This is a genomic window from Bradyrhizobium sp. Kon56 (assembly GCF_055807635.1).
This window is the reverse complement of sequence record NZ_JBVVOU010000001.1, coordinates 25,140-47,343: the sequence shown is the minus strand read 5'-3', so window position 1 is coordinate 47,343 and position 22,204 is coordinate 25,140. Positions and strand designations below refer to the sequence as shown.

Genomic DNA, 22,204 nt, shown 5'->3' with positions numbered 1-22,204 from the left:
ACTACACCGGGCGCGCCGGCGACATCGACCAGACCCGGGCGATGTCCGTTCCGGGTCATTCGCGTCGGTTTGCCCGCGTGTTCTCGATGTCGGCTGGCCCCCGCTCCGGTGTACCGCAGGCGATGGCGACCTTCGCCTTCGGGCCACAAGCGAACTTCAATCTGTTTGTCGTTTGATGACCTCTGCCAAGACAAATCGCTCTGTCGCTTGCAGAGCGTGGATGACTATCCGGCCGCGTGCGATGGCGAGGTGTTCCATCGCGCAAACAAAACGCCCCAGCGAAGCTGTCGAAGGCAAGCGAGGCAGAGAACGATGCCCGCACCGGCGATGATATCGATGAAATAGTGGCCGCCTACAGTAGGTGTTGCAGCAAGCATCAGCAAGTTCAAGACAAGGTATAGTGGGAAAAGCATCTTCACGCCTCGGCTGGCGTATATAAGTATTGTGGCCAGCGCAGCGTGGAACGAAGGAAATGTGATCAGACCATTCACGTGCGTCAACGAAATGCGTGTCATCTCGCCGCTTCGGAGTGCGTTGAAATCGATCAAATGATACGCGTCGACGCGTTCGACGACGCCAAAGTAGACCCATGCGCTCGCTGCCGGCAGTCTCCATGAGATCGGAAGAATCACGAGGAGCGATGTTACGAACAGCCAAACAAACTCTCGCATCCTTTCAAATCGCCCGCACGCACTCAGCCACACCAACAAGATGGCGACCTGCAGCATACAGCTGTGATACGCGACTGCGAGGACCGCTTTGATAATTGGTCTGACCTCAACCCACTCAAAGAAAGCCAGCCAATTCAGTCTCAGCAGGGTGTCGACACCGGCCAGCTGGGAATCGACCAACGGAAACTTTGCCGTGATGGTTAGATAACTCAGGATCGCGCCCACGACCGTAAAGGCAATGATCTGAGCCAAAGCCGTGGCAAGCTCAGCGATACGCCGATCCGGCCTCAACCTCGTGTAAACAAAGGAGAGAAGAGCAGCAGCACAGAACGCAATCGCTTGCGTCGGATCGATAGCCATCGTCATCCCAGCGGCGCGAAGCCATACGAGGTCAACGGCTGCAACAATCGCAATTGCGATCCACAAGCGCAGAATTTCGCTGAACCGATAAGCATTGAGGACGGCAAAGACAAAGCCTTCATTTCGCATCACTCTGTCCATCTATCGCATCGTTCGGGATCCCTGACCCCTTCTGGAGCATCAATATCTGATGCTCATCTAATGATTGTTTAATTTGGCTTATACAAATTCAGCGTGTTGGACTCGATGGGTTCCGCGCTGCTCATCAAATCTGACTACGCGTGTTCGCATTGAATCATCGGCTGACCGTAGGCTCCGAGGGAGCTCACGTCCGCTTCGGGTCAACTGCGACTTCCGCTTTCCATGAGCGACGGTCCGGTCTAGCTCGCGAACGGACGTCACGATCGCTCGCGCGAAGGTCAGCCGCCGAGCCAACATGTGACGCGCGTTGGCGCTCACGTGAGGATGCGATTTCGCCCTTGGCGGGCTCTGCCTGCTGTTTCAGCCTTTGCTTCCCCGGGCCAATCTCAAGCAAAATGGATATGTGGGGCTACTTCGAAACGCGCAGCTTGGAAATGGATGTGCCGATCTGGGTGAAGGCGGCGTCGATTTCGCTGGGGTTGCTCAGCATGAAGAAGTTTGCCGAGCCGCTCGCCGTGTAGATGGTCGTGTTCTTGGCCTTGACGGCGGTGCACAGAGCCTCCATTCGCGTGTCGATCTTGCCGCGTTCAGTCGAGGACGAGGTCATGGACCCGTCGCCGTTCCACCGATTGACCGTGTTCTGGCCGTCGGTGAACAGGATGATCACGTGCTGGTACACGTTGTTGACGTCCTCGGCCGGCGCGTTCAGCGGCGCTTGCTGCAGCAGCGACAGCCAGCCCCAGTGCAGCCCGATGGTCTGATTGGTGCCGCCGTTCGCCGACATCGCGTCGATGGTGCTCTTGACGGTGCTGGCTGTGCTGGTCAGCGCCAGCAATTTGGCCGGGCAGTACGGGTCTTGGTCGGCGACAAATTGCGTTGTCAGCGCCGATGGCAATGCGTCGGAGACGTCGTAGCTCTGATCGCGGTCGGTCACACAGCCGTTCCAGTTCGAAGTTGAAGGCGAGCCTACGGAATGGCTCCAGGTGTAGCCATGCCCCTTGCACATCGCCATCGTGTACCAGGAGCTCCGTCCGCTGCTGCAATAGGAGTTGCTGGAGGAATCCTCCGACCTGGGGTCCCATAGATCCCAGCGCAGCCACGTGGCCGAGACCTTGTCGATGCCGACGTTGACGGCGCTCGCGAACGGAATCACGGAGAACATGACATCGCCCGGGGTCTTCGCCAGCGCCCCGAGCTTGTCGACAAGGTTCTTGGATGCGGTCTTCAGGTTGCTGATCTTGGTGCCCCCCATGGAACCGGTGTTGTCGAGCACCAGCGCGATGCGCAGCAGGTTGTTCCCCCAGGTCGAGGTCGAGCCGACGCTGAAGTCGAGGGTTGGAAAGCCGGCAATCTGCATGAACTGGCTCTTGATTTCGCCCGACGCCGCCATCGTCACCGTCGATCCCTTGCCGCTATTGTTGGCGGTGTAGGTGGCGGACGCCTTGACGTTCTGGCTGCCGGTGTGGGTATAGAGTGCGGCGAAGTAAGCGGCGCCAGCGGTCGGAACCTGGTCAGCCGTGATCTTCCCATCGGACAGGTTCTTGGCGACCATCAGCGCGGCCGAATCGAGCGCACCCTGCATCGCGGTGCGGGCGTGGGCGGCGCGGCTGTAGTCGATCGCAGCGCCGACGAATGACAAGACCGGCAACAAGGCGATGGCGAAGATGACGGCGATATTGCCGCGCTCGTCCCGGGCTAGGCGACCCAACGTGGTGGCGGCGGAAGAAGGGCTCAAGGTCATCGGGAATCCTCTGCAACCTACAATAGGCAGTGGACTCTAAAGTATACGTTAAGTTACGCGCGAAAATGCTGGCAAACCGCCTTCCGCATGCGCGGCGCCGACAAGGAGACCCGGACCTCCTGCGGGTTCCGCAGGCCGCTTTGGTGATATGCGAACGGGGCCATCCTGCAGGGATCGCTGCCACATCTTCCGCTGGTGCCACGCGAGCCGACCAGCGCCGCATCCGGCGCCGGCCGCCTCTCGCCCGCTACTGCGACCGATCCGAGGTCCAGCCCTTGTACTCGCCGACATTGTCGCGCGTCACGAGTTTCGACGGCAGCAGCTCAACCGTGGACGCCGGCTTCTGGCCGTTGAGAATGCTGACGCCGACCTGCACGGCGCGGCGGGCCATGAAGAACGGGTCCTGCGAGGCGGAGGCCTGAATCTGCGTCGCCTGCGGGTCCTTGAGGGCCGCTTCGATGTCGGGGGCGCCGTCGACCGCGGTGATGACGATGCCGGTGCGCTGCTGCTGGCGCGCGGCGAGGTCGGTGCCGATCGCCTGCGGGTCGTTGATGGCGAAGATGGCGTCGATCTTGGCGAAGCGGGTCAGATAGCCCTGCGCCACCGTGAGGCCGCCTTCGCGCGAGCCCTTGCCGTCCTGGTCGCTGGACAGGACCTTGATGCCGGGATTCTTGCCGAGCACGTTCTTGCAGCCGACCACGCGATCGATCACCGCGGAGACCTGCGGGCCGTTCTCGATGATCACGTCGCCCTTGCCTCCCAGCTTGTCGACGATGTACTGGCAGGAGATCTCGCCGGCCTGGACGTTGTTGGTGGTCACCGTGGCGTCGGCGCCTTCGGCCGCGGTGTCGACGGCAACGACGACGATGCCGGCGGCCTGCGCCTTCTTGATCGCTGGTCCGATCGCCTTGGGATCGCCAGGGTTGAGCAGGATCAGGTCGACGCCGGCGGCGATGAAATTGTCGATCTGGGTGACCTGCTTGCCGAGATCATATTCGAAGCCCACCGTCGTGATCTTCACGTTGGGGTTGGTCTTCTTGGCCTCGAACTCGGCGCCCTTCGACAACGCGACGAAGAACGGATTGCCGAGCGAGCCCAGCGAAATGCCGATCGACTTAAGCTCCTTGGCGTAGGACGGCGCGGAGCTCAGGACGAGCGCCATCGCGGCGCCGGCAAGCGAGATCGACTTCAACATTGGCTTCCTCCCTGGTCTGTTTGAAGCTCCGGCGCGGCGACCAGTTGCCGTGACGGAATGAACATGACGGCGCGGTGCCGGCTGCATTTTCATGCTCCTTGTTTGAGCATGATCCTTTCGAAAAACCGCTTCGCACTTTTTCGGATCATGCTCTCAAGTCCGAGCCGAGCCCTGCAGCCGATAGCGGTCCAGCGCCACCGCGCCGATGATGACCAGACCCTTGATCACATATTGCCAGACGTCGGACACGCCGATCAGGATCAGGCCGTTCGACAGCACGGCAATGATCAGCGCGCCGACCAGCGTTCCCCAGATCGAGCCGATGCCGCCGACAAAGGAGGTGCCGCCCAGGATCACGGCGGTGATGGCGTCGAGTTCGTAGGACTGGCCGAGTTGCAGGCCATTGGCGGCGTAGAGGCGCGCTGCCTGCATCGCGCCGCCGAGGCCCGCGAGCAGGCCGGACACGCCATAGACGAAAATCAACACGGCCCAGACCTTGATGCCGGCGAGCCGCGCCGCGCTCTCATTGCCGCCGACCGCGTAGATGTGCACCCCGAGCACGGTGCGCTTGAGCACCAGCCACGACACCAGGATGACCAGCAACGCGATCACCCAGAGCCAGGGAATCGACAATACGCCGGGAATGAGGGTCAGAGCACCGTTGCCGATGAAGGCATAGGGGATCGACGGATTGAACACCGTGGTGTCGGCGCCGAGCAGGCGCGCCGCGCCGCGCACGGCGGTCAACGATCCCAGCGTGACGATGAAGGGCGGCAGGCGCAACAGCGCGATCAAGCCGCCGTTGAGAATGCCGAAGACGGTGCCGGTGAGCACCGCGGCCGGCAACCACAGCGCCCCGAGATCTGGAAATTTGGAGATGATCAGCCCGGCCATCGCCGCCGCCGCCAAGATGGAGCCGACCGACAGGTCGATGCCGCCGGTGAGGATGACGAAGGTCATGCCTGCGGCCAGCACGGTATTGACCGCGGACTGCTGCACCACGATGCCGATGTTCTGGCCGGTGAAGAAGCGGCCGTCCGACAGCACGTGAAAGCCGATGCACAAGAGCAGCAGCACCGGCAGCATGCCGACCGCGCGAATGATCATCCGCGTCCGCTGCCGCTTCGTCTCCTGCGCGGCGGCAAGACCGGGCGCGACGGGGACGGCTTTGGCGGGGGCGGTGTTGGCGGAAGCGCCGTTCTCAGGCATCGAGCTGCTCCGTTCCGGTGGCGAGGGCCATGATCTCCTCCTGATTGAGCGGCGATGTCGCGTCGCGCCGGATCTGCCCGGCGATATGTCCTGCACGCATCACGATGACGCGGTCGCAGATGCCGATGATCTCGGGCAGGTCGGACGAGATGACGAGAACCGCGGTGCCCGACTTCGCGAGATTGTCGATGATCGAATAGATCTCGGACTTGGCGCCGACGTCGACGCCGCGCGTCGGCTCGTCGAGGATCAGGATCTTCGGGCCGATCGCGAGCAGCCGCGACAGCAGCACTTTCTGCTGGTTGCCGCCCGAGAGCCCGCCAGCGGGAACACCGACATTCGCAGCGCGGATGCCGAGCCCCGCGAACGCGCGCTTGGCGCGGTCGCGGGCCTTGTCGCGATCGAGGATGCCGCCGAATTTCGCGTCGCGGCCGAGCACCGCGAGATTGATGTTGTCGAGACAGGACATGTCGAGGAACAGGCCGAGCGCCTTCCTGTCCTCGGTGAGATAGGCGATGCCGGCGTCCAGCGCCTCGCCGGGCGTGCGGATGGAGACCTCGCGCCCGTCGATCTCGACATGGCCGGAGATCATGGGCGCGGCGCCGATGATGAGGTGCGCAAGCTCGGTGCGGCCGGCGCCGACCAGGCCGGCAAGCCCTACCACCTCGCCCGCATGCACCGTCAGCGAACATCCCTTGACGCGCCTGCCGTCGGCGATGTCGACGGCCGCAAGCACGGGAGCTCCCGAGCGCGCGTTGGGATCGTTCCTGGGATCATGCTCCTTCTTGTAGAAGGACGAGACGTCGCGTCCCACCATCATCCGGACGATGGTGTCGGCACGGATGTCTGCCTTGTCGAGCGAGCCGACCAGCGTGCCGTCACGCAGCACCGTGACGCGGTCGCCGAGCGCATAGACCTCGTCCATGCGATGCGAGATGTAGATGATGGCGAGACCTTCGGCGCGCAGCTGGCGGATCAGCGCGAACAGCCTTTCGCTCTCACCGGCCGACAACGCGGTGGTCGGCTCGTCCATGATCAGGATCCTGGAGCGGGCGTGCAGCGAGCGCGCGATCTCGACCAGTTGGCGCTGGCCCATCGAGAGATTGGCGACCTGCGTCTGCGGCGTGAAATCCGCGCCGAGCCGCGCCAGGATCGGACCGACGCCGGCCTGCATCGCCTCGCGCGCCAGCAAGCCGCCGCGGGAGACCTCGCGACCGAGATAGATATTCTCCGCAACGCTCAGGTTGGGGGCGAGCGAGAGTTCCTGATAGATGATCGCGATGCCGGCTGCGCGGCCGCCGAGCGGACCGCTGATCTGCACGGGCTGGCCGTCGATGCGGATTTCGCTGCCCGGGTCCGGCCGGTAGGCGCCCGACAGGATCTTCATCAGGGTGGATTTGCCGGCGCCGTTCTCGCCCATCAAAGCGTGGATTTCGCCCGCGTAGACGGTGAGGTCGACGTCGCGCAGCGCCTTGATGCTGAAGAACGATTTAGAGACCCGGCGCATCTCGAGGATGGGCTCGCTCATCACACCTCCCCGATGCGCCGACGGCGGCATCGCACTCTCACCCGCGTCTCGTTGGTCCCTGGCGCGCGCGCAAGCATTAAACAAAAGGTTGTGGCGCAGGGCAATACCTCCGGCATACCGACCAACGGTCCGGCGCTGCTTTTATCTTTTGCAGACGGAACCGATCCCGCGCGTGATGCCTTTTCTTCGCCACATCATCGCGTATCGCGATCAGCGCCGCGGCCGGTACAGGCGGCGCCATTGCGGCAGCCGCTCGGCATAGGCCTGCGCAAGCGCGCCGTCGGGCTCGAAGGTCTCGACGCGCTGTGGCGCGGTGCAGACGGCGTCGATCGCCTCACCGGTGACGGCGAGGCGGCCAAGCCGCGCCGCACCGAACGCCGCGCCCGTCTCGCCGTCGGCAAAGCAATGCACCGGCACGTTCAGGACATTGGCCAGCACCGAAAGCCAGAACCGCGACCGTGAGCCGCCGCCGATGACATCCGCCTCCGCGATCACCAATCCGGTCTCGGCCAGCACGTCCCGGCAATCCGCAAGCGCGAAGGCGACGCCTTCGAGCACGGCTTGCACGATCGCGTCACGATCGGTGGCGTGACTGATCCCATCGAGCATGCCGCGCACGTCGGGGTCATCGTGCGGGGTGCGTTCGCCGGAGAGGTACGGCAGGAAGCTGACCGGCGACGGCGCCCGCGGGCGCAACCCGAGCGGCGCCAGCAGCTCAGTCTCAGGGATCCCCAACAGCCGCGCGATCCAGGCCAGGCACGATGCCGCCGAGAGGATCGCGCCGGCTTGAATCCACCTGTCGGGGACGGCGTGACAGAACGTGTGCACGACCCGCTCCGGATTGGCCGCGATCGTCTCGGTCGGCACCAGCAATGCGCCGGAGGTTCCGAGCGAAATGAAGGCTGCCCCGTGATTGATGGCGCCGATGCCGATGGCTCCCGCCGGATTGTCGCCGGCCCCGCCCGCGATCATCGGCCGCCCGGTCATGCCCCAGCGCTGCGCCAACTCGCTCCGCAGCCGTGCAGCCGGCGCGCAGCCCTCGACCAGACGGGGCATCTGCCGGCGCGATAGCGCGGTCGCGGCGAGTCCTTCATCCGACCAATCGCGGCTGCTAACATCGAGCCACAGCGAACCCGAGGCGTCTGAGACATCCTCGATCGCCTCGCCGGTCAGCACCAGGCGCAGATAGGCCTTTGGTTGCAGCACGAGTTTTGTCGCCGCGAAGATCTCCGGTTCGTGCCTGGCGACCCACAGCAATTTTGGCGCGGTGAATCCCGGCATCGCCTTGTTGCCTGTCGTGGTCCGCAAGGCGGGCCAGCGCCGCTCCAGCTCGGCGCATTCCGCAAAGGACCGTCCGTCATTCCAGAGAATGCACGGCCGCAACGGCCTGTGGCTGGCGTCGAGCAGCGTCGCGCCGTGCATCTGGCCGGACAGGCCGATGCCCTCGACCTCGGCCAGCTCGCGCGCGTGATCCGCCTTCAGCGCGTCCAGCGTCGCGAACGTCGCCTCGATCCACTGTGCCGGGTCCTGCTCGCAATGGCCGGGACGCGGCGAGGAGACCGTCAGTGACCGGCTGCGGCTCGCCACCACGCGCTGCGCGTCGTCGACCAGAACGATTTTGACGGCGGAGGTGCCGAGGTCGATGCCGAGATACATGATGTCACTAGCCTTGCACGTTTAGGATCTTGCGCGTCCGTTGCCTTGTGCATCCACGACATTGCGGCCATGGCGGTCCCGATGTTGGCATGCACCCGTCAATCATGTAACCCCACCCGAAACCTTGCCGGGACGCAACGCCCATGACCACCGCCGCCACCCACGACGCGGGAGCCACCCGCGCGCTGATCTTTGCGCTGCTTGCGCTGGCCTGCGGGCACATGCTCTCGACCTTGCTGCGCACCATTCCGGCGGTCAGCCTCGACCTGATGGCGGCGGATTTCGGCATCGAACCGCAGGCGCTGGCGAGCCTCACCTCGGTCTACCCGTTCGCGTTTGCGGCCGCGCAGATCCCGGTCGGTGCGGCGATGGACCGCTTTGGCGTGCGGCCGGTGTCGCTGAGCCTGCTCGCGGGAACCGTGGTCGGCGCCATCGCGTCCGGGTTCGCAACGGGACCCGAAAGCTTCGCCATCGGGCAGGTGCTGCTGGGCATTGCCACCTCCGGCATGCTGATGTGCCCGATGACGTTGGCGGCCAAGCAATTGTCGGCCGCGCGCTTTGGGCTGTGGTCGGGCGCGATCCTCTCGATCGGCAATATCGGCATGCTGTTGTCGTCGAGTCCGCTCGCCTTCGTGGTCGACACTTGCGGCTGGCGCGCCGGGTTCTGGATCTCGGCGCTCGGCGGCGTCGCCGTGGCGCTCGCGGTGTTCCTGCTGGTGCCGAGCCAGCCGGCCGAGCACAAGGACGAGTCCTCGCCGCTGTCGCAGATGATCGAGGTGCTCAGGCTCGGACTGTCGCGGCCCTTGCGCGGCCTGATCGCGCTGGCCCTGGTGTCGCTTGCGACCTCGCTGGTGCTGCGCGGCCTGTGGGGCGGACCGTGGCTGATGCAGGTCAAGGGATTGTCGCGGGTCGAGGCCGGCAACCAGCTCGGCGCGTTCACGCTGGCCATGATCGCAGGTCCGCTTGTCATCGGCATGATCGACCGCAGGCTGGGACGCCGCCGCGCGCTGGTGGCGGGAACGCACCTCGTCGGGGCATTGCTGCTGGCGCTGATGGCGTTAGGGGCCCCGCGCTATGCCATTTCCGTGTTGTCTGGTGTTGCGGTGATGCCGCCGCAATACGACCTCGTGCTGTTCGTGCTCATCGGGCTTGCCACTTCCGCACAGCCGCTGCTGTTCGGCATGTCGCGGCAGCTGGTCGACGCCCAAGTTGCGGGCAAGGCGCTCGCGGCGATCAACCTCGCCTTCTTCCTCGGCGCGGCGCTGATGCAATCGATCACCGGTGCGGTGGCGGCGTTTGCAGGGTTGCCGGCGGTGCTGCTTTTCATGGCAGCCATGCTTGGCATCGGCGCGCTGATCTTTTTGGTCTATACCTCGCCAAGACCGACGATAGAGTAGAGCCCTGCATCAAGGGGACATCTCATGCCTGTCGACACCAAAGCCGCCGCCGACCGCCTCTTGCGCTTTCTCGCCGTCGAGGGCGTCACCGGACAGGAGGCCGCGATCGGGCGTGAGCTCACGGCTGCGCTGAAGGAGAGCGGCGTGCCGGCGAAAGCGATCCGGCTCGACGACGCCAATACCCGCATTCCGGTGCCGACCGAGACCGGCAACCTCATCGTCGACCTGCCCGGCCGCGGCGCGCTGCACAACCAGCCGCGCATCATGTTCATGACCCACATGGATACCGTGCCGCTATGCGCCGGCGCCAAGCCGAAAAAGTCGGGTCGCAAGATCGTCAATGATGCGAAGACCGCGCTCGGCGGCGACAATCGCTGCGGCTGCGGCGTGCTGGTGACGCTGGCGGCCGAGCTCGAAAAGCAACAACTCGATCATCCGCCGATCACGCTGCTGTTCTGCGTGCGCGAGGAGAGCGGGCTCTATGGCGCGCGCCACGTCAAGCTGGACGAGCTCGGCTCGCCGGTGATGGCCTTCAACTATGACGGCGGCTCGGCCTCCAACGTCGTCATCGGCGCCGTGGGTGCCGACCGCTGGACCGTGGAAATCTTCGGCCGCGCCTCGCATGCCGGCGTCGCGCCGGAGCGCGGCATCTCCTCGACCATGATCCTCGCGCTTGCGCTCGCCGACGTGAAGGCCGGCGGCTGGTTCGGCAAGGTGGTCAAGCGCAAGCAGCAAGGCACCAGCAATGTCGGCCCCGTCACCGGCGGCGAGGGAAGGCCTGCGGGCGACGCCACCAACGTCGTCACCGACTACGTCCATGTCGCGGCGAAAGCCGCAGCCATGACGGAAAGTTCTTCAAGGAGATCACAAAAGCCTACAAGGCCGCGTTCGAGAAGGCGGCCAAGAAAGTCACCAACGCGCAAGGCAAGTCCGGCAAGGTCAAGTTCAAGGCCGAGACCGACTATTTCCCGTTCCGCATGAAGGACAACCTTCCTGTCGTCAAACGCGCGGTGGAGGCCGTGTCCGCCGTCGGCGGCACCCCGAACGTGCGCACCGCCAATGGCGGCCTCGATGCCAACTGGATGGTCCGCCACGGCGTTCCGACCGTGACCTTCGGCGCCGGCCAGAACGAGGTGCACACGATCGACGAGTGGATCAATCTCGACGAATACGACCGCGCCTGCGCGCTGGCCGTGCAGCTCGCGACGATGCGGTGAGCTGCCTTGCATGGCGCGCGCTTGCCGGGCGGTGCGCGTCGGCCTAGCCTGCAAAGAAAACGCAGGGAGGCCGCATGCCGCGCATTTCGACCATCGAGACCGGATTCTACCGGATCCCCCTTCCCGTCACGCTGTCGGACTCGATGCATGGCGACATGGCGGCGTTCGAGCTGATCACCTGCCGCATCCGGGATGCCGATGGCGCCGAGGGGGTCGGCTACACTTACACGGTCGGACGCAATGGCGGCGCCGTCGCCGACATCCTCAAGCGCGAGATCCCGCCGCTCGTCGAAGGCCGCGAGGCCGATGATACCGAGGCGATCTGGCACCAGGTCTGGTGGGCACTGCATTATGGCGGGCGCGGCGGGCCAGCGGTGCTGGCGCTCTCGGCACTCGACATCGCGCTGTGGGATTTGAAGGCGCGGCGCGCGCAATTGCCGCTGTATCAGTTGCTCGGCGGATTCGACGCGCGCGTGCCGTGTTATGCGGGCGGCATCGATCTCGATCTCTCCGTCGATGCACTGCTCGCGCAGACTGACGGCAATCTCAGCAAGGGCTTTCGCGCCATCAAGATGAAGGCCGGCCGCCCCGATCTCAAATCGGATGTGGCGCGGGTCGCGGCGATGCGACAGCATCTCGGTGACGGCTTTCCGTTGATGGTGGATGCCAACATGAAATGGACGGTCGAGGAAGCGATCCGCGCCGCCCGCGCGTTCCAACCGTATGACCTCACCTGGCTCGAGGAGCCGATCATTCCCGATGACGTCGCGGGCCACACTCGCATCATGCAGGCCGGCGGCGTGCCGATCGCGGCGGGCGAGAATTTACGTTCGCTTTGGGAGTTCAAGAACTACATCGTCGCGGGCGCGGTGTCCTATCCCGAGCCTGACGTCACCAATTGCGGCGGCGTCTCCGCCTTCATGAAGATCGGGCGGCTGTCGGAGGCGTTCAACCTGCCCGTCACCAGCCATGGCGCGCATGACGTCACCGTGCACCTGCTCGCGGCCTGCCCGAACCGGTCGTATCTGGAGGCGCACGGTTTTGGGCTCGACAAATTTATCGAGCATCCACTGGTGCTGCAGGACGGGCTTGCGCTCGCGCCGGACCGTATCGGCCACGGCATCAGCTTCGATTGGGACGGGCTGGCGAAGCTGTCGGCGTAGACGGGAGCGCGTTGCTGCACGCGAGGCATTCGCTGAGGCTTGATGCAAGCTGCGGTTATTCGGCTATGGTGTCGACGCCGACACACAAGCCGAGAGATTCCCGCCTTGATCCCCGAGCTGCACCAGAAACTGACCGCGTGGCGCCGGCATTTGCATGCGCATCCCGAACTGTCGCTCCAGGAGAAAGCCACCGCGGCCTTCGTGCAGGACAAGCTCACCGAGCTCGGCATTTCCTTCGAGGCCAACATCGGCGGTCACGGCATCGTCGCGACCCTGACGCGCGGCCACGCCCAGGGCCGCGTCGGCCTGCGCGCCGACATGGATGCGCTGCCGATCACCGAAGATACGGGGCTAGCTTACGCTTCGCAAAACCCCGGTGTGATGCATGCCTGCGGCCATGACGGGCATACCGCTTCGCTGCTCGGCGCGGCCGCGCTGCTCGCCGCCGACACCAGCTGGAGCGGGACGGTCGATTTCATCTTCCAGCCGGCCGAGGAAGGTTATGGCGGCTCGCGCGCGATGGTCGCGGCCGGGCTGTTCGACCGCTTTCCGATGCAACGGGTGTTCGGCTTTCACAACTGGCCGGGGCTCGCCGCCGGCACCATCGCGGTCCATGACGGCGTCGTCATGGCCTCCGGCGGGCGCATCACCATCACCATCGATGGCCATGCCGGTCACGCCGGCATGCCGCATCTGACGCGCGATCCGGTGATGGCGGCCGGCCATTTGATCGTGGCGCTGCAATCGATCGTCTCGCGCAGCGTCGATCCGCTCGACACCGCCGTGCTCTCGCTCTGCACGCTCGAAGGCGGCACGGCACGCAACCAAATCGCCGGACGCGTCTCGATCGGCGGCACGCTGCGCTACCATCGCGATGCGGTGAAGGACACCGTTTTGGCGCGGATCGAACAGATCTGCGCCGGGATTGCCACGAGCTTCGGCGTCAAGGTCACGCCCGAGATCGTCATTGGCGTCGGCGTGGTCATCAACACGCCGGCAGAAGCGGATCTCGCGCGCCTCGCGGCGGACACGGTACGGGCCGAGTTGCGGCGCGACCTCGCGCCCAGCATGGCCGGCGAGGATTTTGCCCACTATCTCTCGCGGCGTCCGGGCGCCTTCGTCTGGATCGGCAATGGCGAATTGCGGGATGGCGCCGAGCTGCACGGCCCGCGCTATGATTTCAACGACGCGATCCTGCCGGTGGCATCGAGCTGGATGGCGGAAGTCGCCAAGGCGGCGCTGGCCTCGAACTAGGCCCGCTCACGATATCTCGCGCGGCAACTTCCAGCCGGGCTTCGGCTCGAACGTCTCCTCGACCTGCGCGACGTGATAGCCGGCGGGCAGAAGGCGGCCGCCCTCCTCGTCCGCGACCGGTACGTCGGTTACCAGCCCCTCGATCAAGGCGGCTTCCCACACCTCCTTCTCCGTCGGAAAGGGATCGCCGATCTGCTTGTTGCCTTCGAACAGCGCGTACATCGGTTCCGGTCCTGCGTTGATCAAGCTCACGAGCAACGTATCGGCCGCACGGACGTTCCCATCCGGCAAATCGCAATGGATGGACACGTCGAACATGGCGCGCGTTCTGATCGGAACTTCCGGCTGGCATTACGCCTCCTGGCGAGGCCCGTTCTTTCCCAAGGGCGTGACGCTGAAGCAGCAGCTGAGCTACTACGCCGGACAGTTCGACACCACCGAGCTGAACGGGGTGTTCTACCGCACCCCGACGCCGGAGGCCGTCGAGGGTTGGCGGGAGCAGACCGGCCGCGATTTCGTCTTTGCCTGGAAGGCCTCGAAATTCATCACGCACTGGAAGCGCCTGTCGGATCGCTCGGTGAACAGCCTCGAACTGCTGGAGGATCGCATCTCACGGCTCGGCGGCAAGGCCGGCCCGATCCTGTTCCAGCTCCCGCCGCAATTCGAGGCCGACGCGGACCGCCTCGCCGGCTTCTTCAAGCTGTTGTCGCGGAAGCGGCGTTACAGTTTCGAATTCCGTCATCCGAGCTGGTATCAGCCGCGCATCTTGCGGATGCTGGCCGACGAGAACATCTCGCTGTGCCTGTCCGATCATCACGACGCGCCCGCGCCATGGAAGCGCACGGCGGATTTCGTCTATGTGCGCGGGCACGGGCCCAGCGGGCGCTATCACGGGCACTATACGAAACCCACGCTGGCGCAATGGGCGCGGCGCATCAAATCCTGGAAGCGGCAGGGCTGCGACGTCTACGTCTATTTCGACAACGACCAGAAGAGCGCGGCGCCGGCCGATGCACAGGCGTTGAAGCAATTGCTCAGCGTGCGGCAACGCGCGGCGATCACGACGGCAAGCCGCCGTGCAGGTGCCGTTGTTCACCGCTAGACGATGCCGCCTTGCCGGAGCGCCGCGATCGCGGCCTTGTCGTAGCCGAGCTCGGTCAGGATAAGATCGGTATGCTCGCCGAGCGTGGGCGGGCGCATCGCGATTTCGCCGGGCGTTTCCGACAGGCGGACGGCGGCGCGTGCCACCGGTGCGGGCTTCGGCAGACCTGGATAGTCGACGTCCTGCATGAATCCGGCGGCGCGGACGTGCGGATGATCCAGCGCCTGCTGCGGGCTCAGCACGGGGCCGGTCGGAATCATGGCCTTGCCCAGGGTGTCGACGGCTTCCTGCGTGGTGCGCTCGGCGCACCAGCGCGCCATGCGCTCGCTGATGACAGGGCCATTGTTGCCGCGGCTGATGTCGTCGGCAAAGCGCGGATCGTTCAGCCAGACCTCCTCCTCGCCCATCAGTTTCGCCCAGCGCTTGAACAGCGGATGCCCCGTGACCTGGCACAGCACCCAGCCGTCCCTGGTGCGGTAGATGTCGGCGGGCGCCGCGGTCTGGCCGAGATTGCCTGTCGGCACGCGATTGACGTTGATGACGGCCTGCTCGATCAGCGTCGCGTTGGTGAAGGACAAGGCGGTTGCGAGCAACGCGCCCTCGACGATCTGCCCGCGCCCGGATTTGCCGCGCTCGATCAGTGCGGCGAGCGTGCCGAACGCGCAATGTAGCGCGGTCCCGAAATCGACCCAGTTGACCGCGGCCCGGTAGGGTGGATCGCCGGCGCCCGTCATGTACACCGAGCCCGACATGACCTGGCCGACACCGTCGAAGCCGACACGGTCGGACCATGGCCCCGGCCCGCCAAACGCGGTGGCCGTCGTCAGGATGATGTCCGGCTTGATCGCCTTGAGCGAATCGTAGTCGAGCTTCATCGCGCCCAAGGTCTGCGGCGGCAAATTGGCGACGACCACGTCCGCGGTCGCAATCAGGCGGCGCATCACCTCCTGTCCTTCCGGCTTCATCGGATCGAGCGTGAGGCACTTCTTGTTGCGGTTGACTTGAAGAAACAGCGCGCCTTCGCCAGTTTCGCCGACCGGCGCCACGAAACGATCCTCGCTGCCGTCGCGCTTCTCCACGCGAATGACCTCGGCGCCGAATTCGGCCAGCAAGGTCGCGCAATAGGGCCCCGCGATATAGCGCCCGAAATCAAGAACGCGGACGCCCGCCAGAACCCCTCCCATCGATCTCTTTCCTTTGTGCTTTTTGTCAGCTTACAGGGATTGGCATTTGCGGCAAGGTGGCAATGGACGCCATGCCCCACCCTCGAGATGTGATCGGCGAATCATTTCGACTGGCGGAAATTGTGCTCTAGTATGGACCTGTCCCTCCCCCATCAGAGCCCCGTCCATGCCGCAACAATTCGATCGATCCAAAGAAGATCTCGGCAACGCGATCCATTTCGAGCACGTCAACATCCAGGTCCCGGACCAGCGCCTCGCCACGCTGTTCTATGTCGCAGGTCTCGGGCTCACCCGCGATCCGTATCTGATGGTGTCCGACACCAACATGTGGATCAACGCCGGACGGAGCCAGTTTCATTTGCCGAGCGGCCGGCCGCAGGTGCTGCGCGGTCATGTCGGACTCGTCATCGCGGGCCGCGAGGCGCTGCTGGCCCGATTGGCGTCGGTCGCCAATAAGCTCGAGGGCACCGCGTTCGCCTTCGCCGAGCATAACGACCATGTCGAGGCGATTTGTCCGTGGGGCAACCGCCTGCGCTGCTACGAGCCCGACGCCGCGCGCTTCGGCCGTGTCGCGCTCGGCGTTCCCTATGTCGAGTTCGACGTGCCGGTGGGATCGGCCGCTCGCATCTGCGCCTTCTACCCCGAGATCATGGGCATGCCATCCGAGTTACGGAACGGCGACGGTACGGTTGCCGCCGTGAAGACCGGCCGCGACCAGCATCTGTTGTTTCGCGAGACCGATCGGCCGCAAGGCGACTATGACGGCCACCATGTGCAGATGTACATCACCGATTTTTCCGGCCCTTACCGCAAGCTGCTGGCGCGCGATTTGATCTCGCGCGAGGACAATCAGTACCAGTACCGCTTCTGCGACATCGTCGATCTCGACAGCGGCAAGCCGCTGTTCACGGTCGAGCACGAGGTGCGCAGCGCCACCCACCCGATGTTCATGCGGCCGATGGTCAATCGCAATCCGGCGATCAACAACCGCAATTACGCGTTCGGTCACGATCAGGCGTCTTGGGCGATGGGACCGGATCAATACGAGGGATAGGTGATAACCAAGTCCCGGGCGGCTCCGCTGAGTGGAGCCGCCACACGTTGCGTGCGCTCCGGTGGGACGGGCATGCCCCACCTTTCGCATCAGACGGGTGAGCGTCCCGTCAGAAGTGGACCTCGGTGCGCATGCCAAGAACGACGGCGTTGTCGGTCTTCACGCCCGCCGCGTTATAGCCGCGCCCACCGGGATTGATGACATACTGAGCGTCGAACTTGAGGTTCAGCCAGCCGGTCGCCTGCCATCCGTACCAGACTTCAAGCGGCACTTCGTTGCCGCCGGCGTTCGGACTGAGGGCAGCCGTGTTCACGTGCGTCGTGCCGACCGCGAAGCCGACTTCGTCCTGGGGACGCCAGGAGAACGTTCCGGTATGCCTGAAGCCCAGGGCGATCTGGTAATCCTGGTACGAGGTCCGGTGATCGGCGACGGTCGTATTGAGGAATGTGTACCAACCTACCGCACCGGGACCGTCAACGGTCAATCGTTGCAGGATCGATTCGTAGACACCGTAGCGGCCGCGTTGATCGCTGATATTTTGATCGGGCACACCACCGACGCCCGGGATGGTGCCGATAACACCCGGAAGGCCGCCATCAATGGACGAGGCGCTGTCGTACCAGCCGCCGAGTCTCCAGGTCCCGGTCAAGGGGCCCTTCGGCGTCCAGACCAACTCCACCGGCACCATCACGCCACTGGCGGGGTTCGGGGCGGGAATGCCGGGCAAGAAGTAGACGCCCGGGTCTGACGTCGTCAGGTAACCCGGATTGGCATCGTAGACACCGACCGACACCGTGAATTCCGGCGCGATCTTGTAGTGGACGACACCGGCCCACTGGCTCACCGGCCAATTGTAGATGTAGCCGCCCTGGATGTTGCCGGGCTGACCGCCGCAGAAGGTCAGGTTGATGAACTCGCACAGGCCGAAGAAGAAGTCGGAGCCGACCGGAAGACGGCCGCCCTTGAGTTCAAGGCGGTCATCGAAAAGCTTCTGCGAGTAATAGAGCTGCGTCAGGCGCAGAATATTGCCGCGGCCGAACACTTCGTTGGTCAGCTGCAGGGCGGGAATGTCCGCTTCGGTATTCAGATTCTTGCCGAAGCGGTCGACCAGCGTGAGACCGACGGTGCCGCCGGGAATGCCGGCGAGTTTTCCCATGTCCAGCTTCGCGCCGAACCACAACTGGCCGGCGTTGGCTGCGGTGTTCCTGCTTCCACCCGAGACGTTGCCGACGGATTCGTTGCCGAGCGTCAGGCCGATGTCGATGCCCTGCTCCTTCAGCCTGGTCCTGCCGAGATCGCCGAACAGATACGGTCTCGTCCAGAAGTCGTCAGCCGTAGCATACGGAACAGGCGCAGCTTTCGTCGAAAAGTCGGCCGCATACACTCCACCGCAAAACAGCGATGAGAAAGCAATCCCCACACCGCACACCCCTGCGGTGTTCATAAACCTGCGCAACATTTTACTCGTCCTCCCGCCGTCTCAGGCTTTGCTTGTTTCGCCTCACGCCCCTGCCCAAAGCCCTCGAGCCTGGAACGCGCTCCCTCCCCCAGCGGCCGCCGACCAGGCAGCCTTGTGTCAACTGGAGCGTGGATCTGTCATGCCCGATCAACCGTTCTCGCCGGCAATGCATCCGCGGGGCGCGGTGACGCGCCCTGGACTTGCTCCGCCAATGTCGATTTCGGCGCGGTGCGGGCGACGCCGGTCAGTGCCAGCTTGCGCCGCCGTCGCGCCTGCAATTGCTGATCCGCCAACACGCCGATCAGAATGACCGTGCCCATCACCGCGAAGTTCAGCGAATTCGGGATGCCCAGGATATTCACCAGGTTCTGCAGCACCTGCAGCAGCGCCGTGCCCAGCACGATACCGAGAATGGACCCCTCGCCGCCGCGCAGGCTGCACCCGCCCAGCACGGCGGCCGCAATCGCGTAGAGCTCGTAGAAATTTCCGAAGGAGCTCGGCGACACCGAGTTCGTGTAGAACACGAACAAGACCGTCGAAACTCCGGCGAGTCCGCCGCTGATGATATAGGCGGTTGCGATCACGATATTGGTGTTGATGCCCGAGAAGCGTGCCGCCTCCTCGTTCTTGCCGACGGCATAAAGCCAGCGCCCGTAGACCGAGCGGTGCAGCAGCACGCCAAGGATCAGCGCAAGGATGATCAGGAGGATGAAGGTGTTCGGGATTCCCGCCAAATTGCCCGAGGCGATGTTGCTCAGTGTCGCCGCCTCGTCGCCGTAACCGAAGCCACGGGTCGAATCGCTCGTGTAATAGCGCGCGGCGCCGCGATAGATCAGCAACCCACACAGCGTCACGATGAAGGGCTGCATCTTCAGGCGGGTGATCAGGAACCCCTGGATGCCGCCGAGCACCAGCCCGCCCAGCAGCACTGCCAGCAGCGCCAGGGGCCACGGCACCTGGTAGGTCGTCAGAAGATCGACGAACACGACGCCGAGCAGCGCAAACATCGAGCCGAGCGACAGGTCGATGCCGCCGGTGATGATCACGAGCCCTTCGCCGAGCGCGAACACACCGAAGAGGCCGATCAGATTGGCCATGTTCAAGAGGTTCACCAGCGACAGGAAGGCGGGATTGATCGCGCCCGTGATGGCGGCGATCACCACCAGCAGCAATGCCAGACCGAGCTCTTTCCTGATCATGGCGCGGCCGCTTCCGCGGTTTCCAGCGCCTGGCCCATGGCCAGTCGCAACACGTTGTATTCGCTGAACTGCTCCCGCTCGAGCACGCCGCTGACGCCGCCTTCATGCATGACCGCCACGCGGTCGGAGACGCCGATGACCTCCTCCATGTCTGAGGAGATCATCACGATCGCGACGCCCTGGTCGGCAAGCTCGCGCATCAACGCGTAGATCTCGCCCTTGGCGCCGACGTCGATGCCGCGGGTCGGCTCGTCGAAGAACATCACGCGCGGCTGCATGGACAGCCATTTGCCGAGCACGACCTTCTGCTGGTTGCCGCCGGAGAGCGTCACGGCCTCCATATCGATGCTTGGCGCCTTGATGGAGAGGCGCCTCACCTGCTCTTTCGCGACCTTGCGCTCGGCCGCGCCGCTGACCAGCCACATCCGCGCATGATCCAGCAGGCTCGCCAGCGTCACGTTCTCGCGGATAGGCAGCTCCAGCACGAGCCCGGATTTCTTGCGGTCCTCCGGCACCAGATAGATGCCTTGGCTGATCGCGTCGCGCGGCGATGCGACAGCGACCGGTGCGTTGTCGATCCTGATCTCGCCGCCCAGCAGCGGGTCAATGCCGAAGGCGGCGCGGGCAAGAGAAGTGCGGCCAGCGCCCACGAGCCCCGCCAGTCCCAGGATCTCGCCATGCCGCACGGAAAGATCAACCTGCCGGTCGGGAAAGGCCGACGTCACGACGCCGACGATATCGCAGCCGCCCGGCTGCGGCGCCTGTTTCGGCGGGGTATGCAGCGCTTTGAGGTCGCGACCGATCATCAACCGGATCATCGCGGCATGGCTTAGCTCGTTCCGGGCCAGTTCTCCCACGGTGCGACCGTCACGCAGCACCACGACGCGGTCGGCGCAGGTCATGATCTCTCCGAGCCGGTGAGAGATATAGATCACCGAAATGCCGTGCGCCTTCAGATCGGCAATCACCTCCAGCAACCGTTCGGTCTCCGAGATCGTCAGGCTGGAGGTCGGCTCGTCCATGATGATCACGCGGGCGTCGATCGAGAGCGCCTTGGCGATCTCCACCATTTGCCGCTCGGCGATGGAGAGGTCTTCGACCAGCGTATCCGGCGCGAAATCGGCACCCAGCCGCTCCAGCAGCGGGGTCACCCGAGCACGCATCTCGGCATTGTCCACCAGCTTCAGCGGCCCGCCCATCAGCTTCTCGCGCCCGATGAACACGTTGGCTGCGACGTCGAGATTCTCGAACAAGTTCAGCTCCTGGTGCACGAAGGCGATGCCGGCCCGCGTCGCCTCGGTCACCGTGGTTCGGGCATACTCGCTGGTGCCGATGCGGATCACGCCTTCGCTCGGCGCGATCACGCCACCCAGCACGCGCATCAGCGTCGATTTGCCGGCGCCGTTCTCGCCGATCAAACCCAACACTTCGCCGCGATAGACGCGCAGATTGACGTCGTCGAGCGCCCTGACCCCGGGATAGGTCTTGCTGATCCCGCTGAGCTCCAGCAGTGTCTCTGCCATGTCTCCGCTTCCCTCCCGCCCAAAGCCCGGCCACCGCGGCGGCCGGGCCGTGAAGCACGCTGAAGTCACTTCTTCAGCAGCTCCTTCAGATGAGCGGTAAACTCCGCAACGTTGGACTTGCTGACCACCTGGGTCGGCACGATCAGCTTGCTATCAGCCGGAATCCAGGACTTGTCGCCGTTCAGCGTCTTGATGATGTTGATGGCGGAGAGATACCCGAACTCGTACGGCTGCTGCACGACAGTGGACTCGATCGTCCCGTCGGATATTCCCCGCAGCGTGCGCTGATCCTCGTCGAAGCCGACGATCTTCACCTTGCCGGCCTTGCCCGCCGCCTTGACTGCGTCATAGATCAGCGGAGTCTCGTAGCTCCAGAGGCCGGACAACAGCGCGATGTCGGGATATTTGACCAGCACGTTCTCCATGTTCGCCTTGGCCTTGGCGAAGTCCACCTGGTCGGTGAACACGTCGACCAGCTCGACCTTGGTGCCGGCGATCGCGTCCTTGATACCCTGCACCCGCTCGCGGGCGTTGTCCGCGTCCATCGTGCCGACGAACAGCGCGATCTTGCCACCGTTCGGCAACGCCTTCTTGATCTCCTCGCCTGCCTGGCGCCCGGCCGCGACGTTGTCGGTGCCGATATAGGCGAGACGCTTGCTCTGCGGCGCGTCGCTATCCGTCGTGATCAACACGGTCTTGGCCGCAACCTTGTTGAGCTCTTCGGTTGCGTGCGGCGCATCGTCGACCGAGATGGAGATGCCGGCGACGCCGCGCACCAGCAGGTCATCCAGCTCGCGCCGCTGGCCCGCCGCCGTCGCTTCGTTCGTGACGATCAACTGGATGTCGTATTCCGGGTGCTCCTTCTGAGCCTTTTCGAGCCCGCGGCCGGCGATCGTCCAGAAATCGGCCGCGGCATTGGTGACCAGCGCGATGGTCTTTTTCTGCTGGGCCTGCGCCGCCCCCGTGGCGATGGCCAGCGCAGCTGCGGTCGCAAACAGCGACACCATTAGTTTTTTCAGCGATTCGTTCATGTACACCTCCCTTGGGCCACCCCGTTCAGGGTTTCACAGCGCTTATGCGCTATCTTTTATTTACGTCGCGAACAAATGTCGCAGGGCAAACCAGCCGGATCAGGATGTACTTGCCCCTTC

General features: G+C 64.5%; 17 protein-coding genes and 1 pseudogene. 6 read left to right on the top strand and 12 right to left on the bottom strand.

What is annotated here, in order from left to right; all coding sequences use genetic code 11:
• Positions 1–224: 224 nt before the first annotated feature.
• The 6 genes from AC0L3B_RS00195 to xylB form a co-directional block, all read right to left on the bottom strand.
• On the bottom strand, positions 225–1,172 hold the full coding sequence (locus AC0L3B_RS00195) for a phosphatase PAP2 family protein (RefSeq protein ID WP_085352062.1): 948 nt from the start codon (positions 1,170–1,172) through the stop codon (positions 225–227).
• A 409-nt stretch (positions 1,173–1,581) separates the two neighbouring features.
• On the bottom strand, positions 1,582–2,913 hold the full coding sequence (locus tag AC0L3B_RS00190; RefSeq protein ID WP_473379879.1) for a TadE/TadG family type IV pilus assembly protein: 1,332 nt from the start codon (positions 2,911–2,913) through the stop codon (positions 1,582–1,584).
• Between the two features lie 247 nt (positions 2,914–3,160).
• Entirely contained in the window at positions 3,161–4,108 is a 948-nt protein-coding gene (locus tag AC0L3B_RS00185; RefSeq protein ID WP_018458273.1) for an ABC transporter substrate-binding protein, read from the bottom strand.
• Between the two features lie 153 nt (positions 4,109–4,261).
• Entirely contained in the window at positions 4,262–5,317 is a 1,056-nt protein-coding gene (locus tag AC0L3B_RS00180) for an ABC transporter permease subunit (RefSeq protein ID WP_018458272.1), read from the bottom strand.
• Positions 5,310–6,845 carry a sugar ABC transporter ATP-binding protein gene (locus AC0L3B_RS00175; RefSeq protein ID WP_473379878.1) on the bottom strand — a complete coding sequence of 512 codons (1,536 nt, stop codon included), beginning with the start codon at positions 6,843–6,845 and terminating at the stop codon, positions 5,310–5,312. Before AC0L3B_RS00175 ends, AC0L3B_RS00180 begins: the two co-directional genes overlap by 8 nt.
• Positions 6,846–7,055: 210 nt before the next feature.
• Complete coding sequence (gene xylB, locus AC0L3B_RS00170; RefSeq protein WP_473379877.1) at positions 7,056–8,501, bottom strand: xylulokinase; 1,446 nt, start codon at positions 8,499–8,501, stop codon at positions 7,056–7,058.
• A 143-nt stretch (positions 8,502–8,644) separates the two neighbouring features.
• Here xylB and AC0L3B_RS00165 point away from each other — a divergent pair, with 143 nt between their 5' ends.
• From AC0L3B_RS00165 to AC0L3B_RS00150, 4 genes and pseudogenes are all read left to right on the top strand, one after another.
• The gene (locus AC0L3B_RS00165) at positions 8,645–9,898 is read left to right on the top strand and encodes an MFS transporter (protein WP_377827755.1); all 1,254 of its coding nucleotides are present in this window, start codon (positions 8,645–8,647) and stop codon (positions 9,896–9,898) included.
• Positions 9,899–9,922: 24 nt separating this feature from the next.
• Positions 9,923–11,115: pseudogene (locus tag AC0L3B_RS00160) on the top strand (M20/M25/M40 family metallo-hydrolase).
• Positions 11,116–11,189: 74 nt separating this feature from the next.
• Positions 11,190–12,278 carry a mandelate racemase/muconate lactonizing enzyme family protein gene (locus AC0L3B_RS00155; RefSeq protein WP_085352056.1) on the top strand — a complete coding sequence of 363 codons (1,089 nt, stop codon included), beginning with the start codon at positions 11,190–11,192 and terminating at the stop codon, positions 12,276–12,278.
• Between the two features lie 105 nt (positions 12,279–12,383).
• Positions 12,384–13,532 (top strand): amidohydrolase, encoded by a 1,149-nt coding sequence (locus tag AC0L3B_RS00150; protein WP_247565034.1) that lies wholly within the window; start codon positions 12,384–12,386, stop codon positions 13,530–13,532.
• A 6-nt stretch (positions 13,533–13,538) separates the two neighbouring features.
• On the opposite strand, the gene AC0L3B_RS00145 is transcribed toward AC0L3B_RS00150, so the two are convergent.
• Complete coding sequence (locus tag AC0L3B_RS00145) at positions 13,539–13,850, bottom strand: hypothetical protein (RefSeq protein WP_018458265.1); 312 nt, start codon at positions 13,848–13,850, stop codon at positions 13,539–13,541.
• On the opposite strand from AC0L3B_RS00145, the gene AC0L3B_RS00140 reads away from it, so the two are divergent.
• Entirely contained in the window at positions 13,849–14,634 is a 786-nt protein-coding gene (locus AC0L3B_RS00140) for a DUF72 domain-containing protein (protein ID WP_473379876.1), read from the top strand. The two genes, AC0L3B_RS00145 and AC0L3B_RS00140, sit on opposite strands and share 2 nt — an antisense overlap.
• On the opposite strand, the gene AC0L3B_RS00135 is transcribed toward AC0L3B_RS00140, so the two are convergent.
• Positions 14,631–15,818: a CaiB/BaiF CoA transferase family protein gene (locus AC0L3B_RS00135; protein ID WP_018458263.1), complete on the bottom strand. Its 1,188-nt coding sequence runs from the start codon at positions 15,816–15,818 to the stop codon at positions 14,631–14,633. The two genes, AC0L3B_RS00140 and AC0L3B_RS00135, sit on opposite strands and share 4 nt — an antisense overlap.
• Before the next feature lie 166 nt (positions 15,819–15,984).
• On the opposite strand from AC0L3B_RS00135, the gene AC0L3B_RS00130 reads away from it, so the two are divergent.
• Positions 15,985–16,872, top strand: a complete 888-nt coding sequence (locus tag AC0L3B_RS00130) for a VOC family protein (protein ID WP_085352053.1) — start codon at positions 15,985–15,987, stop codon at positions 16,870–16,872.
• Positions 16,873–16,981: 109 nt separating this feature from the next.
• Here the strand turns inward: AC0L3B_RS00130 and AC0L3B_RS00125 are convergent, their stop codons facing one another.
• The 4 genes from AC0L3B_RS00125 to AC0L3B_RS00110 all read right to left on the bottom strand — a co-directional run bounded on the left by AC0L3B_RS00125 (position 16,982) and on the right by AC0L3B_RS00110 (position 22,084).
• Positions 16,982–18,331, bottom strand: a complete 1,350-nt coding sequence (locus AC0L3B_RS00125) for a carbohydrate porin (RefSeq protein WP_473379875.1) — start codon at positions 18,329–18,331, stop codon at positions 16,982–16,984.
• 137 nt (positions 18,332–18,468) lie between these two features.
• Complete coding sequence (locus AC0L3B_RS00120; RefSeq protein ID WP_473379874.1) at positions 18,469–19,530, bottom strand: ABC transporter permease; 1,062 nt, start codon at positions 19,528–19,530, stop codon at positions 18,469–18,471.
• Positions 19,527–21,053, bottom strand: coding sequence for a sugar ABC transporter ATP-binding protein (locus AC0L3B_RS00115; protein WP_473379873.1), 1,527 nt, complete (start codon positions 21,051–21,053; stop codon positions 19,527–19,529). The genes AC0L3B_RS00120 and AC0L3B_RS00115 overlap by 4 nt, the downstream gene beginning before the upstream one ends.
• 65 nt (positions 21,054–21,118) lie before the next feature.
• Positions 21,119–22,084, bottom strand: coding sequence for a sugar-binding protein (locus AC0L3B_RS00110; protein ID WP_085352214.1), 966 nt, complete (start codon positions 22,082–22,084; stop codon positions 21,119–21,121).
• Positions 22,085–22,204 lie beyond the last annotated feature (120 nt).

Coding starts and splice junctions, on each gene's coding strand:
- AC0L3B_RS00195 (WP_085352062.1), bottom strand. CDS start 1,172: ATGGACAGAGTGATGCGAAATGAAGGCTTTGTCTTTGCCGTCCTCAAT.
- AC0L3B_RS00190 (WP_473379879.1), bottom strand. CDS start 2,913: ATGACCTTGAGCCCTTCTTCCGCCGCCACCACGTTGGGTCGCCTAGCC.
- AC0L3B_RS00185 (WP_018458273.1), bottom strand. CDS start 4,108: ATGTTGAAGTCGATCTCGCTTGCCGGCGCCGCGATGGCGCTCGTCCTG.
- AC0L3B_RS00180 (WP_018458272.1), bottom strand. CDS start 5,317: ATGCCTGAGAACGGCGCTTCCGCCAACACCGCCCCCGCCAAAGCCGTC.
- AC0L3B_RS00175 (WP_473379878.1), bottom strand. CDS start 6,845: ATGAGCGAGCCCATCCTCGAGATGCGCCGGGTCTCTAAATCGTTCTTC.
- xylB (WP_473379877.1), bottom strand. CDS start 8,501: ATGTATCTCGGCATCGACCTCGGCACCTCCGCCGTCAAAATCGTTCTG.
- AC0L3B_RS00165 (WP_377827755.1), top strand. CDS start 8,645: ATGACCACCGCCGCCACCCACGACGCGGGAGCCACCCGCGCGCTGATC.
- AC0L3B_RS00155 (WP_085352056.1), top strand. CDS start 11,190: ATGCCGCGCATTTCGACCATCGAGACCGGATTCTACCGGATCCCCCTT.
- AC0L3B_RS00140 (WP_473379876.1), top strand. CDS start 13,849: ATGGCGCGCGTTCTGATCGGAACTTCCGGCTGGCATTACGCCTCCTGG.
- AC0L3B_RS00145 (WP_018458265.1), bottom strand. CDS start 13,850: ATGTTCGACGTGTCCATCCATTGCGATTTGCCGGATGGGAACGTCCGT.
- AC0L3B_RS00135 (WP_018458263.1), bottom strand. CDS start 15,818: ATGGGAGGGGTTCTGGCGGGCGTCCGCGTTCTTGATTTCGGGCGCTAT.
- AC0L3B_RS00130 (WP_085352053.1), top strand. CDS start 15,985: ATGCCGCAACAATTCGATCGATCCAAAGAAGATCTCGGCAACGCGATC.
- AC0L3B_RS00125 (WP_473379875.1), bottom strand. CDS start 18,331: ATGTTGCGCAGGTTTATGAACACCGCAGGGGTGTGCGGTGTGGGGATT.
- AC0L3B_RS00120 (WP_473379874.1), bottom strand. CDS start 19,530: ATGATCAGGAAAGAGCTCGGTCTGGCATTGCTGCTGGTGGTGATCGCC.
- AC0L3B_RS00115 (WP_473379873.1), bottom strand. CDS start 21,053: ATGGCAGAGACACTGCTGGAGCTCAGCGGGATCAGCAAGACCTATCCC.
- AC0L3B_RS00110 (WP_085352214.1), bottom strand. CDS start 22,084: ATGAACGAATCGCTGAAAAAACTAATGGTGTCGCTGTTTGCGACCGCA.